General features: G+C 70.0%; 15 protein-coding genes. 6 read left to right on the top strand and 9 right to left on the bottom strand.

The features are described from left to right. The 3 genes from Q0M60_RS00545 to Q0M60_RS00535 form a co-directional block, all read right to left on the bottom strand. A partial coding sequence (locus tag Q0M60_RS00545) for a DUF72 domain-containing protein (RefSeq protein ID WP_296814561.1) occupies window positions 1–294 on the bottom strand: 294 nt, incomplete at its 3' end. Window positions 295–330: 36 nt separating this feature from the next. Then, window positions 331–1005, bottom strand: coding sequence for a nitroreductase family protein (locus Q0M60_RS00540; protein ID WP_296814558.1), 675 nt, complete (start codon window positions 1003–1005; stop codon window positions 331–333). Then, entirely contained in the window at window positions 1005–1538 is a 534-nt protein-coding gene (locus Q0M60_RS00535) for an N-acetyltransferase (protein WP_296814555.1), read from the bottom strand. Before Q0M60_RS00535 ends, Q0M60_RS00540 begins: the two co-directional genes overlap by 1 nt. Between Q0M60_RS00535 and Q0M60_RS00530 the strand changes: the two genes are divergently transcribed. The 3 genes from Q0M60_RS00530 to Q0M60_RS00520 are packed head-to-tail and all read left to right on the top strand — an operon-like array spanning window position 1537 to window position 3733. After that, on the top strand, window positions 1537–2454 hold the full coding sequence (locus tag Q0M60_RS00530; RefSeq protein ID WP_296814551.1) for a histone deacetylase family protein: 918 nt from the start codon (window positions 1537–1539) through the stop codon (window positions 2452–2454). The genes Q0M60_RS00535 and Q0M60_RS00530 overlap by 2 nt on opposite strands. A gap of 39 nt (window positions 2455–2493) precedes the next feature. Beyond that, window positions 2494–3120, top strand: coding sequence for a histidine phosphatase family protein (locus Q0M60_RS00525; protein ID WP_296814550.1), 627 nt, complete (start codon window positions 2494–2496; stop codon window positions 3118–3120). 13 nt (window positions 3121–3133) lie between these two features. Next, window positions 3134–3733, top strand: coding sequence for a peptidylprolyl isomerase (locus Q0M60_RS00520; RefSeq protein ID WP_296814547.1), 600 nt, complete (start codon window positions 3134–3136; stop codon window positions 3731–3733). Between the two features lie 169 nt (window positions 3734–3902). Here the strand turns inward: Q0M60_RS00520 and Q0M60_RS00515 are convergent, their stop codons facing one another. Beyond that, the gene (locus Q0M60_RS00515; RefSeq protein WP_296814544.1) at window positions 3903–4973 is read right to left on the bottom strand and encodes a phosphotransferase family protein; all 1071 of its coding nucleotides are present in this window, start codon (window positions 4971–4973) and stop codon (window positions 3903–3905) included. Between the two features lie 101 nt (window positions 4974–5074). Between Q0M60_RS00515 and Q0M60_RS00510 the strand changes: the two genes are divergently transcribed. After that, window positions 5075–6577, top strand: a complete 1503-nt coding sequence (locus Q0M60_RS00510) for a phosphomannomutase/phosphoglucomutase (protein ID WP_296814541.1) — start codon at window positions 5075–5077, stop codon at window positions 6575–6577. Window positions 6578–6580: 3 nt separating this feature from the next. Here Q0M60_RS00510 and Q0M60_RS00505 read toward each other — a convergent pair whose 3' ends face one another. Both Q0M60_RS00505 and glmM read right to left on the bottom strand, forming a co-directional pair. Then, window positions 6581–7618 (bottom strand): putative sulfate exporter family transporter, encoded by a 1038-nt coding sequence (locus Q0M60_RS00505; protein WP_296814538.1) that lies wholly within the window; start codon window positions 7616–7618, stop codon window positions 6581–6583. A 36-nt stretch (window positions 7619–7654) separates the two neighbouring features. Continuing rightward, window positions 7655–9004 (bottom strand): phosphoglucosamine mutase, encoded by a 1350-nt coding sequence (gene glmM, locus Q0M60_RS00500; protein ID WP_296814536.1) that lies wholly within the window; start codon window positions 9002–9004, stop codon window positions 7655–7657. 130 nt (window positions 9005–9134) lie between these two features. Between glmM and glmS the strand changes: the two genes are divergently transcribed. Continuing rightward, window positions 9135–10952, top strand: coding sequence for a glutamine--fructose-6-phosphate transaminase (isomerizing) (gene glmS / locus Q0M60_RS00495; protein WP_296814534.1), 1818 nt, complete (start codon window positions 9135–9137; stop codon window positions 10950–10952). 13 nt (window positions 10953–10965) lie between these two features. On the opposite strand, the gene Q0M60_RS00490 is transcribed toward glmS, so the two are convergent. From Q0M60_RS00490 to Q0M60_RS00480, 3 genes are all read right to left on the bottom strand, one after another. After that, complete coding sequence (locus Q0M60_RS00490) at window positions 10966–11352, bottom strand: hypothetical protein (protein ID WP_296814532.1); 387 nt, start codon at window positions 11350–11352, stop codon at window positions 10966–10968. Window positions 11353–11416: 64 nt separating this feature from the next. Then, window positions 11417–11710: a hypothetical protein gene (locus Q0M60_RS00485; protein WP_296814529.1), complete on the bottom strand. Its 294-nt coding sequence runs from the start codon at window positions 11708–11710 to the stop codon at window positions 11417–11419. Between the two features lie 65 nt (window positions 11711–11775). After that, window positions 11776–12051 (bottom strand): hypothetical protein, encoded by a 276-nt coding sequence (locus Q0M60_RS00480; protein WP_296814526.1) that lies wholly within the window; start codon window positions 12049–12051, stop codon window positions 11776–11778. Between the two features lie 98 nt (window positions 12052–12149). Between Q0M60_RS00480 and galU the strand changes: the two genes are divergently transcribed. Continuing rightward, window positions 12150–13028 (top strand): UTP--glucose-1-phosphate uridylyltransferase GalU, encoded by an 879-nt coding sequence (gene galU / locus Q0M60_RS00475; protein WP_296814524.1) that lies wholly within the window; start codon window positions 12150–12152, stop codon window positions 13026–13028. Window positions 13029–13032 lie beyond the last annotated feature (4 nt).

Here is a 13032-nt window from a genome sequence, read left to right as displayed (position 1 = left end):
GTCGGCGCGCGAGAACATGTAGACCAGCGGCTCCTCGGGCTCCTTCAGGCGCTTCATGTGGGTGATGAAACGCGAGGCCTTCCAGGCGAAGACGAAGTCGTCCGGCGTCTGCTCGCGCCAGCCCGCGACCGCGGCCTGGGTCGGCATTCGGTAGAAGCTGGCGTTGATCTCCAGCGTCGGAAACCGCCCGGAGATATAGGCCAAGCGGTCCTTCGCCTTGATCTCCTCCGGATAGAACGGCCCGTTCCAGTCCTTGTAGGCCCAGCCCGACGTGCCGATGCGAACCTCGCCCATGCGGGCCGAACCGGCGGCGCACGGCGCCGGTTCCGGTCAGATCCAGGCGGAGATGGCCTCCAGCGGCTTCTTGTCCAGCGCCGCCAGCGGCACGGTGGCGTCCGGCGCGGGGTGTCCGGCGACCAGCAGGAGGAACGGCTTTTCGCTGTCCGGCCGGCCGCAGATCTCGTTGAGGAAGCTCATCGGCGCCGGCGTGTGGGTCAGGGTCGCCAGGCCGGCGTCGTGCAGCGCCGCGATCAACAGGCCGGTGGCGATGCCGACGCTTTCGGTGACGTAGTAGTTTTTCTTCTGGTCACCGGGCCGGGGTCCGCCGCGCTTCTGGGCGAAGATGGCGATCAGCACGGGGGCCACCTCGAGGAAGCCCTTGTCGGGATCGGTGCCCAGCGGCGCGAGCGCGTCCAGCCACTCCTGCGGCGCCTTTTCCTCGTAGAAGGCCTTCTCCTCGGCCTCGGCCGCCGCGCGCACCCGCCGGCGCGCCTCGGCGCTTTCGATGACCGCGAAGAACCAGGGCTGGTGATTGGCGCCCGAGGGCGCGCTGCCGGCCGCCAGCAGGGCCTGCTCGATCACCGCGCGCGGGACGGGCCGGTCCGAATACTCCCGCACGGTCCGCCTGCGGCCGAGGTGCTCGCGAAACGCCGTCGCCCGCGCCACGCGTTCGGAGTCGTCGAACTCGGGCAATGCCGGCAACTGCGTGCACGGATGGTCCTTCATCAGCCCCTCCTGAAGATGAACTCGTGGTCGCGCCAGTCGCCGACCGGAAAGCCGTACTCCCCGGCTTTTTCGAAGCCGTAGGCGCGATAGAGCGCCTGGGCCTTGAGGTTGCCGCTCCACACGCTCAGCCACTGCGGGCCCGGCTTCTCGTCCATGCGCGCCAAGGCCCGCTCTAGCAGCGCCTTGCCCAGCCCCTTCCCTTGATGCTCGCGCGCGACATAGAGGCGGCGCAGCTCGCCATGCTCGGGCTTCAGGTCCGGATGCGGCATGGACGCCGGTCCGGTCTCGGAGAAGGCCCCGATCACCCCATCGATCTCGGCGACATCCCAGACGTGGTCCGGATGCTCCAGCCGCACCTGGATGACCGAGATGTCGAACACCTCGGCGATGAACCGGTCCAGGTCGGCCTGCGGATAGGGAATGGCGAATTCCTCGACGAAGGTCTCGAGAAAGGTGCGCCGGCCAAGCTCGGCCAGGGCCGCGGCGTCATCGGGCGTGGCGGGGCGGATGGAGGCGGAGTAGGGAAGGGCCATGGTCGCCCTCTACACCCACCCCGACATGCTGGGCCACTCTCCCGGCGCGGGCCACCCGGAAAGCCCCGCGCGGCTGAAGGCCGTGCTCGATGCGCTCGCCGACGCCGGGCTCGACCGCGAGACGATCCCCGCCGAAGAGGCCGAGGTCGCGGACCTGGAGCGCATCCACCCCTCGGCCTACGTGGCGCGCATCCTCGAAGCCTCCCCGGCCTCGGGACTGGCCTATCTGGACCCCGACACGGCGCTGTCGCCGGGCAGCGTGCGCGCCGCCCGCCTGGCCGCCGGCGCCGTCATCCAGGCCGTCCGCGACGTGGCCCGGGGCGAACGGACCCGCGCCTTCGCCGCCGTGCGCCCGCCCGGCCACCACGCCGAGCCCGGCCAGGCCATGGGCTTCTGCCTGTTCTCCAACGTCGCGGTCGCAGCCCGCGTGGCCCAAGCCGAGGGATTGGCGCGCGTGGCCGTGATCGACTTCGACGTGCACCACGGCAACGGCACCCAGGCCGCCTTCGAGACGGACGACAGCCTGTTCCTCGGCTCCATCCACCAGTCGCCGCTCTATCCCGGCACCGGCTCGGCCGACGAGCGCGGCGTCGGCAACATCGCCAATGCGCCAGTCGCGCCCCACGCCAGCCCCGCGACCTGGCGGGCGCTGTTCGAGCAGGCGCTGCTCGGGCCGCTGGACGCCTTCCGCCCCGACCTGGTGCTGATCTCCGCCGGCTTCGACGCCCACCGCCGCGATCCGCTGGCGCATCAGTCGCTGGAGGCCGAGGACTTCGCCTGGGCGACGCGCGCGGTTCTCACCGTGGCGCGGCGTCACGCCAAGGGGCGGCTTGTTTCGACTCTGGAGGGCGGTTACGACCTTGAAGGGCTCGGGCTTTCTTCCGTCGCCCATATGCAGGCGCTAGGGGAGGTATGAGGCGCGCCGGTCCACGGGGAAGGACCGCCGCCTTCAGGGATGCTGGACACGGTGCAGGCTGAGAATTGCGAGACTCTCGCCGCGACGCCGCCGTCGCGACCCGGCGCCGTGATTCTGACCCGCCACGGCGAGCCCGCCCTGTCGCGCCGCTGCCGCCTGACGTCCGACGAATACCGCGCCTGGTGGGCCAGGTACGAGGTCGGCGGCCTGCTCGAAGGCCAGACCGCGCCGACCTGCCTGCAGGAGGCCGCCCGCGACGCCCTGATCCTGCACTCTCCGCGCCCCCGCGCCATCGAAACCGCCAAGGCCGCCGCCGGCGACCAGCCGCTGCAGGTCGACGAGATCTTCGTTGAGGCCCCCCTGCCGCCGCCCCGCTTTCCGGCCTGGATGCGGTTCTCGCCGCGCACCTGGGGCGTCATCGCCCGCTTCTGGTGGTGGGCCTTCAACCACCACCAGGGCGAGGAGACCCGCGACCAGGCCAAGGCCCGTGCCCGCCGCGCCGCCGACATGCTGGAGCAGCATGCCGCCTCGGGCCGCAACGTGCTCGTCTTCGCCCACGGCTTCTTCAACGGCATGGTCGGGATGGAGCTGACCAAGCGCGGCTGGCGCTGCGTCGAGGACCAGGGCTTCCAGTACTGGAGCGCCCGCCGCTTCGAGCGGCGCTGACCGGAGTTTCGCCATGAACCGCCGCTCGCTCTTCGCCCTGATCGTCACGGCGATGGCGCTCGTGGCCGCGCCTGCCACCGCTCAGGAGGCCCTGCCGCGCGTGGCCTTCCAGACCTCGGCCGGCACCTTCACGGTCGAGGTCGACACCGTCCGCGCGCCGATCACCGCGACCAACTTCCTGCGCTATGTGGACGAAGGCCGCTTCGAGGGCACGACCTTCTACCGCGCCATGGCCGGCCGGCCCGACCTTGGCCTCATCCAGGGCGGGACCAACAACGACCCCGAGCGCGTGCTGCCGCCCATCGCCCATGAACCGACCACCCAGACGGGCCTCAGCCACACCGACGGCGTCATCTCCATGGCCCGCTGGGACCCCGGCACCGCCACTGGCGACTTCACCATCATGGTCGGCGACAACACCTATCTCGACGGCCGCCCGGGCGGACAGGACGACGACGCCGGCTACGCCGCCTTCGGCCGCGTGATCCAGGGCATGGAGGTCGTCCGCGCCATCCTGGCCGCGCCCCGCTCCGCGACGGAGGGCGAAGGAGTCATGCGCGGCCAGATGCTTGAGCCGCGGATCGAGATCCAGCGGGTGTGGCGGTTGGACTAGGCTCCCGCATTTCGCGCGGGCAAGTCACTGATCCTAGAGATATAGGGCTCGATTTCCGCGACGCAAACACCCGTAGGTTCGTCCGCGCCTAGACTGTCGGTCGGTCTTTGACATCGCCAGATACAGGAGCCGTGCACTGCTGCAGTTGCAGTCGATTTCGGGACTGCAGCTAGGCCCCCGCCCGCTCCGCGAAGCGCCACGCCGCTTCCGCCAGCGGGTCGACCCGGGCGGCCATGGCGGCGGCGTGAGGGCTGGCCGCCGTGCCGTCGCGGACACGGCCGCCGATGCCCTGGCAGATCGCCGCCAGGCGGAACAGGTTGTAGCTGAGCAGCCAGTCCAGCTGCGGCAGGCCCTCTCGATCGGTTCGCGCGCAGTAGCGGGCGATCGCATCCCGCATCGACGGAATGCCCAGCGTCTCCAGATCCAGCCCCGCCAGTCCGTTGCGCTCGCTCGCCGGGATCACCCAGGCGATCAGGAAATAGCTGACGTCGGCCAAGGGATCGCCCAGCGTCGACAGCTCCCAGTCCAGCACAGCCCGGACCTCGGCCCGGTCGGGCGCCAGGATCATGTTGTCGAGCCGGAAGTCACCGTGGACGATCCGCGCCGGCGCATCCTCGGGCAGGCCCTGCGGCAGCCAGTCGATCAGCCGGTCCATGGCCTTAACCGTGTGGGTCTCGGACGCCCGGTACTGCTTGGACCAGCGCCCGACCTGGCGCGCGAAATAGTTGCCCGGCTTGCCATAGTCGCCGAGCCCGACGGCCTCCGGGTCGATCCGGTGCAGGTCGGCCAGGGCGTCGATCTGGGCCTCGTAGATGGCGCGGCGTTCGTCCGGCGTCTGGTCCGGCAGGGCCAGGTTCCACAGGATGCGCCCCTCGACCCGGTCCATCAGGTAAAAGGCCGTGCCTATCACCTCCGGGTCCTCGCACAGGGCCCAGGGCCGCGCGACCGGATAGCCGACCGAATGCAAGGCCGAGATGACCCGAAACTCCCGGTCCACCGCGTGCGCCGAGGGCAGCAGCACGCCCGGCGGCTTGCGCCGCAGGACGTAGTCCCTGTTGGCCGACCTCACGAGATAGGTCGGGTTCGACTGGCCGCCCTTGAACTGGCTGACCTCGATGGGTCCCTCGAACCCCTCGACGTTCGCCGCCATCCAGCGCGCCAACGCCGCCTCGTCGAACCTCAGCCGCTCGTCGACGGGCTTGGCCCCGGTGAAGGCTTGCTCGGCGGGCGTCTGGCTCATGCGCCTAGGCTTAGCGGCCTTGCCCGGCGCCGGCCAAGCCTGTTTCGCCTGTCGCGAAACCGAGGTTGGAACCGGACCGCGTTGCGGCTAGGGATCGCGCCATGAGCCAGACACCGCGCGCCGACCTCAAGCCCAACACCCCCGATTACGAGAACATTCCGCTGGTTAAGGCCACGGGGTTCCGGGAATACGACGCCCGCTGGGTGCTGGAGAAGGAGATCAACCTGCTCGGCATCCAGGCGCTCGGCCTGGGCCTGGGGACCTACATCCACGAGATCGGCCAGCGCCCGCGCGTCGTCGTCGGCCACGACTTCCGGTCCTATTCCCTCAGCGTGAAACAGGCCCTGACGCTCGGCCTCATTCAGGCCGGCTGCGAGGTGCTGGACATCGGCCTGGCCTTGTCGCCGATGGCCTATTTCGCCCAGTTCGCGCTCGACGCCCCGTGCGTGGCCATGGTCACCGCCAGCCACAACGAGAACGGCTGGACCGGCGTGAAGATGGGGGCCAAGGCGCCGCTGACCTTCGGCCCGGACGAAATCGGCCGGCTCAAGGAGATCGTGCTGGGCGGCCAGGGCGTCGAACGCGACGGCGGCAAGCTGGTCCGCATCGAGAACTTCCGCGACCATTACATCCAGGAGGTCGCCGGCAAGGTGAAGCTGAGCCGGCCGATCAAGGTCATCGCCGCCTGCGGCAACGGCACCGCCGGCGCCTTCGCCCCCGACGCCCTGCGGGCCATGGGCGCCGAGGTGGTCGAGATGGACTGCGAGCTCGACTGGACCTTCCCGAAATACAATCCGAACCCGGAAGACCACGAGATGCTGGTCGAGATGTCCAAGGCGGTGAAGGCGCAAGGAGCGGACGTCTGCCTGGGCTTCGACGGCGACGGCGACCGCTGCGGCGTGGTCGATGACACCGGCGAGGAGATCTTCGCCGACAAGATCGGCCTGATGCTGGCCCGCGACCTCTCGGCCCTGCACCCGAACGCCACCTTCGTCGTCGATGTGAAGTCGACCGGCCTCTACAAGACCGACGAGGTCCTGAAGGCCAACGGCGCCGAGACCGTCTACTGGAAGACAGGCCACTCCTACATCAAGCGCAAGACCGCCGAGCTCGGCGCGCTCGCCGGCTTCGAGAAGAGCGGCCACTTCTTCTTCAACGCCCCGATCGGGCGGGGCTACGACGACGGCATCGTGGCGGCCGCCGCCATCCTCCAGATGCTGGACCGCAACCCGGGCAAGAAGCTCAGCGAACTGAGGAAGGCCCTGCCGGTCGCCCACACTTCCCTGACCATGAGCCCCCACTGCCCGGACGAGCAGAAGTACGAGGTGCTCGAACGCATCGTCGCCGAGTACGAAAGGCTGGGGGCCGAGGGCGGCTCGATCCTGGGCCGCAGGATCGTCGAGGTCATCACCGTGAACGGCGCGCGGGTGCACTTGGAGGACGGCTCCTGGGTTCTGGTCCGCGCCTCTTCGAACAAGCCCGAACTGGTGGTGGTGGTGGAGAGCCTCCGGAGCGAGGACGACATGCGCGCCCTGTTCCGCGAGGAGATCAAGCCGCGCCTCGCCCGCCATCCCGAGATCGGCGCCTTCAACCAGGAGATCTGAGGCTTAGAGCCTCAGCAGCCAGATCAGGCCGAGGCCGAGCAGCAGCAGCGCCGCCAGCGAAAGCGCCACCGCGGCCGCCACGCTCGGGCCGGACCGCGCCACCACTCTGAGATCGGTGCTGAGCCCCAGGGCGGCCATGGCCACCAGGGTGAGCAGCCCGGCCGCCTCGTCCAGCGGTCCCAGCCATGCGGCCGGGATCAGCCCCGCTGACCTCAGCCCCGCCATGGCGAGGAAGCCGAGGATGAACCAGGGGACCAAGCGGTCGAGCCGCAGGCGCGCGCCCGGCTCGTTTCGCCGTCCGGCGCCGGCCATCAGCGCCAGCGCCACGCACAGCGGGCCCAGCGCGAGCACCCGCACCAGCTTGACCAGGGTTCCGAGATCGAGCGCCGCGGCCCCCATCGGCGCGGCGGCGGCCAGCACTTGGGGCACCGCATAGACCGTCAGCCCGGCCAGGGCCCCGCCCGCCGCCTGGCTCAAGCCCAGAAGCGCGGCGATCAACGGCAGCAGCAGGACCAGCGCCAGGCTGAGCGCGGCCGTGAAGCCGATCGAGACCGACACCTCCTCGGGCTTGGCGCCGATCACAGGCGCGACCGCGGCGATGGCCGAGTTGCCGCAGATGGCGTTGCCGCTGGCGACCAGGATCGAGACCGACCGGGAAAGGCCCAGCGCCCGGCCGATGGCATAACCGGCGATGAGCGCGGCCAGCACCACGGCGAACACCCCCAGGATCAGCCCCGGCCCGACCGCAGCCAGCGCCGCGCTGCTCAGCGACGCCCCCAGAAGCACGATGGCGACCTCCAGGACCGTGCGGGCGCTGAATTCGACGCCGGGACGCACGATCCGGGGCAGGCCCCACAGCGTCCGCGCGGCGGCCCCCATCAACAGGGCGATGACCAGCGGTTCGATCCAGGCGCGGCCTGTCAGCTGGGCCTCAAGACGGCCCAGACCGAGCGCCAGCACAGCCACCCCAACGCAGAGCAGAACGCCCGCGATCAGCCCCAGCGGCGAACCCGATTCTGCGGAAGGCGTCCCGGCGGCCATGCTTCACCTACGCCGCGTCGCGGCCGCCGTCCAATGCTAGGCCGCCGACTGCACCGCGCCGGCGATGTCCTTGACGACCTGACGGACCAGCCTGGCGTCGTCGCCTTCGGCCATCACGCGGATCAGGGGCTCGGTGCCCGAGGCCCGCACCACGATGCGGCCCGAGCCGTTCAGGCGGGCCTCGGCGTCGGCGATGGCGGCCTTGACCGCGGCGTGCTCCAGCGGCGTGCCGCCCTTGTGGCGCACGTTCTCCAGCAGCTGCGGCACCGGCTCGAACTGGCGGGCCAGCTGGCTCATCGGCTTGCCGCTCTGGACCATGACGGCCAGCACCTGCAGCGCCGCCACCAGCCCGTCGCCGGTGGTGGCGTGATCGGACAGGATCAGGTGGCCCGACTGTTCGCCGCCGAGGTTGAAGCCGCCCGAGCGCATCTTCTCCATGACGTAGCGGTCGCCGACCTTGGTCCGCTCCAGGCCCACGCCCTTGCCCTGCAGGAAGCGTTCGAGCCCGAGGTTGGACATGACAGTGGCGACCACCGAGCCGCCCTTGAGCCGGCCGTGCTCGGCCCAGTCGGCCGCGATCAGGGCCATGATCTGGTCCCCGTCCACGACCTGGCCCTTCTCGTCGCAGACGATCAGCCGGTCCGCGTCGCCGTCGAGCGCGATGCCGATGTCGGCGCGGTAGGTCTTCACCGCCTCGATCATCGCCTCGGGATGGGTCGAACCGCACTTCTGGTTGATGTTGGTCCCGTCGGGCGACACGCCGACGGGGAAGACCTCGGCGCCCAGCTCATACAGGGCCACGGGCGCGACCTTGTAGGCGGCGCCGTTGGCGCAATCGACCACGATGCGCAGGCCCGACAGGTTCTTGCTGCGCGGGAAGGTGGCCTTGACGATCTCGACGTAGCGGGCCTGGGCGTCGTCGATCCGCTTGACCCGGCCGAGCCCTTCGGGGCCGGCCAGGCCTTCCTGCAGGCCTTGGTCCATGAGGGCCTCGATGGCCGCTTCCTTCTCGTCCGACAGCTTGTAGCCGTCCGGTCCGAACAGCTTGATGCCGTTGTCCTGGAAGGAGTTGTGCGAGGCCGAGATCATCACGCCCAGGTCGGCGCGCATGGAGCGGGTCATCATGGCCACGCCGGGCGTCGGCAAGGGCCCGAACAGGACCACGTCCATGCCGACCGAGGCGAAGCCCGCCACCAGCGCCGGCTCGATCATGTAGCCGGACAGGCGGGTGTCCTTACCGATCACCACCAGATGTCGGCGGTCGTCGGACGACATGAACATCTTGCCGGCGGCCAGGCCGACGCGCAGCGCCACCTCGGCCGTCATCGGGTGCTGGTTGGCGCGGCCGCGTATGCCGTCGGTGCCGAAATAGGAGCGTTTGGTCATGTCGGCCTTGAACCTCCGCTGTCCGTCCGTGTCGAGAAACTTCGAGCAACCGAGTTTTACACGGCCCAGGTTCATCCAATGATAAAGCCCGTCGTCCCTAATCGCACCTAGTCTGTCCGGAGGCGCGCCCATGTGCGGCATCATCGGCGTCGTGGGCCGCTCGCCCGCCGTTCCTCGCCTGATCGAGAGCCTGAAGCGGCTTGAGTACCGGGGCTACGATTCCGCGGGCGTCGCCACTCTGGACGGAGAAACGCTCGACCGCCGCCGCGCCGTCGGCAAGATCCGCGCCCTGGAAGAGACCCTGGCCGAAAACCCGCTGCATGGGTCGGTCGGCATCGGCCACACGCGCTGGGCCACCCACGGCGTTCCCAATGAGCCCAACGCCCACCCGCACCGCGCAGGCCGCGTGGCGGTGGTCCACAACGGGATCATCGAGAACTTCGCCGAGCTGAAGGCCGGCCTGATCGCGCGTGGGCGCAGCTTCACCTCGGACACCGACACCGAGGTCATCGCCCACCTGATGGACGAACGGCTCGAGGCGGGTGACGAGCCCCTGAAGGCCTTTAAGACCGTGCTGGACCAGCTGCACGGCGCCTATGCGCTCGGCGTGCTCATCGAGGGCGAGGCGGACCTGATCCTCGGCGCCCGGCGCGGCAGCCCGCTTGTCGTGGGTCACGGCGACGGCGAGATGTTCCTGGGCTCCGACGCCCTAGCCGTTGGGCCTTTCACCGACCGCGTCAGCTATCTGGAGGAGGGCGACTATGTCGCCATCACCCACGACCAGGCCCGCATCTTCGACGCTGACGGCGGCGCGGTCCGCCGCCCCGTCACTGTTGTCCCGGCCTCGGCCGCCCTGGTGGAGAAGGGCAACTACCGGCACTTCATGGAAAAGGAGATCCATGAGCAGTCCGAGAGCACCCAGCGGACGCTCTCGGCCTACATAGATCCGGTAAATCGCCGCGTCCGCGCGCCCGAGGGCATCGACTTCCGGGCGCTGAACCGCATCCAGATCATCGCCTGCGGCACGGCCTTCTACGCCGGCATGGTCGCCAAATACGCCTTCGAGCGGGTCGCGCGCCTGCCGGTCGACATCGAGATCGCCTCGGAGTTCCGCTACCGCCATCCGGCGGTCGCGCCGGGAACGCTGGCCATGGCCGTGTCCCAGTCGGGCGAGACGGCCGACACCCTCGCGGCCCTGCGCTGGTGCAAGGAGCAGGGGCTCAACACCGCCGCCCTGGTCAACGTCCACACTTCGTCCATGGCGCGGGAATCCGACGTCATGTTCCCGACCCACGCGGGGCCGGAGATCGGCGTGGCCTCGACCAAGGCCTTCACCGCCCAGGTGTCGGCGCTGCTGGCGCTGGCGGTGGCCGCCGGCGTGCAGCGCGGCGTGGTGTCGGCTGAACAGGAGGCCGAACTGGTCGGCCACCTGATGGAGGCCCCGCGCCTGATCGCCGAGGCCATGGCCGAGGACGAGGCCATCAAGGCGGTCGCCTATGAGTTGTCGAAGGCGCGCGACGTCCTCTACCTGGCGCGCGGCGCCATGTGCCCGCTGGCCCTGGAAGGCGCGCTGAAACTCAAGGAAATCAGCTATATCCACGCCGAGGGCTACGCCGCCGGCGAGCTGAAGCACGGGCCCATCGCCCTGGTCGACGAACTGACGCCGATCGTGGTCCTGGCCCCCGACGACGAGCTGTTCGAGAAAACGGCGTCCAACGTGCAGGAGGTCGCCGCCCGCGGCGGCCGTGTGCTCCTGATCACCGATGCGCCGGAAAAGACGCCGCAGGGCGCGGCGCGCTGGATCATCCGCGCGCCGGCCTGCGATCCGCTGATCGCGCCCCTCGTCCACGCCGTCCCGATCCAGCTGCTGGCCTACCACACCGCCGTCCACAAGGGGACGGACGTGGATCAGCCGCGCAACCTCGCCAAGTCGGTCACCGTCGAGTAGGCGCCTTCACACCCTACGAGCGGGCCGGATGCTCCGGCTCGGTCGGCCGCTGGATGTCGCCCTCAAGGTTCGTTCCACCCTGGCCCTCGGCCAGGGGATCGTACTGCTGGCCCGCCGTCGAACCGCCGGAGCCCGCCGAGCCCCCGCCGCTCGCCGACCCGCCCGCCATGCCGCCGGACGCCGAGGCGTCCGAGCCGGCGTCACCGGCCGCAGCAGCATCACCGCCCGAGCCGCCGCCAGAGCCAGAACCGCCCGCGGCTCCGCCCTCGGCCGAGGCGTCCATGCCCGCTTCGGCGGCCGCGTCATCCGCGGCCATGTCCTCGTCGGCGGCGTCGTTGTTGCAGGCGCCCAGCGCCAGAAGGCCCGCCGTGGCGGCCGCCGCGATCAGAAGTTTCTTCATGTCGGGGTCTCCTCTCTCCCGATCACAGAACCGCGATCAGGGAGAGTGGTTCCGCCAAGCTTGTTCAGGAGGCCGGATCGTCGTCGCCCCGGTACGAGGCGTCCGCGCCGGTTGTCGCGGCGGCCTCGCCGTCCTCGACGTACTCGTTGATTTCGAGTCCGGGGGCGCCCTGCGGGTCATCTGGAGCGTCCGCAATGGCCGCCTGGCGTTCCATGGCCGCAGGCGTTCCCGGCTCGGCGGCCGTGGCCGATTCACCAGCGCTGTCAGCGGTGGTCTTCCGGTCGGCCTCCCCGCCGTCGCAGGCGCCCAGCCCAATAAGGGCCGCCGCGGCGGCCGATGCGGTCAAGAGTCGTTTCATGCGGGACCTCCTCTGTCTCGGCTGACCAACCGGCGAGCCGTTCGAGAGGTTGCGCCCGGCGCCGATCAGGGCCGCGAGGCAGGGTCTTCCGGCAGGGTCGGCGGCGTCGAACCCATGGGGTTGTCGGGATCCGCCGGCATGGGCGGGTCTTCCATGATCGCATCGTCGCCGGTGACGGCCTCCTCCGGCGTCGGCTCCTCCTCGGGAATGGTGTCCGGCGCTGGCAGAGCTTCGGCCGAGGCGTCGCCGACCTCCCCTTCGCTCTCCGTCGCCCCCGGCTGGCAGGCCGCCAGCGCAAGCGCGCCGGCCAGCAGGGTGAGGACGATCAGGCTCTGGCGCATGGCGCGTCTCCCAAGCTTCACAAGGCGAACCCTTTGCCGGCTTGGTGGTTCCCAAGGCCGCGCGGAGGTCCTATCACGCCCGCGCGTCACCTGAAGGGATGAGTATCCGCATGACCGCCGTCCGCAAAGCCGTTCTGCCCGTCGCGGGCCTGGGCACCCGGGTCCTGCCCGGCACCAAGACCACGCCCAAGGAACTGCTGAACGTCGTCGACCGGCCGATCCTGTCCTACATCGTGGAAGAGGCCCGCGAGGCCGGCATCGAGCACATCGTCTTCGTCACCGGGCGCTCGAAGGGCGCGATCGAGGACTATTTCGACCACCAGGTCGAGCTGGAGGCCCAGCTCCAGGCCAAGGGCAAGCTGGACATCCTCGAGGCCGTGAAGCGCGACCTGCCCAAGGCCGGCGAGATGAGCTTCACCCGCCAGATGCAGCCGCTGGGCCTCGGCCACGCCGTCTGGTGCGCGCGTGACATCGTCGGAAACGAGCCCTTCGCCGTCCTGCTGCCCGACGTGATCGTGGACGCTCAACCCGGCGCCCTCAGCCAGATGATGCGAACCTATGACCTGGTCGGCGGCAATGTCATCGGCGTGGAAGCCGTGCCGGAGGACCAGACCCACAAGTACGGCGTGGTCGACCCTGAGCGCCGCGAGGGCCGCCTGATCGCCATGAAGGGCATGGTCGAAAAGCCGCCGCAGGGCACGGCGCCGTCCAACATGTCGATCGCCGGGCGGTACATCCTCCAGCCCGAGATTTTCGGCCTGCTGTCCGACCAGGAGAAGGGCGCGGGCGGGGAGATCCAGCTGACCGACGCTATGGCGCGGCTGATGCAGACCCAGCGCTTCACGGCCTATGAGTACGAGGGCGTGACCCACGACTGCGGCGACAAGATCGGCCTGCTCAAGGCCAACGTCGCCCTTGCGCTCAAGCGGCCGGACCTGGCCGACGCGGCGCGTTCGGCGCTCGCCGGCCTGGTCTGAGCCG

Origin of the sequence: Brevundimonas sp., from assembly GCF_024711105.1 — a bacterium.
Lineage (GTDB): Bacteria > Pseudomonadota > Alphaproteobacteria > Caulobacterales > Caulobacteraceae > Brevundimonas.
This window is presented reverse-complemented; position numbering and strand designations above follow the sequence as displayed.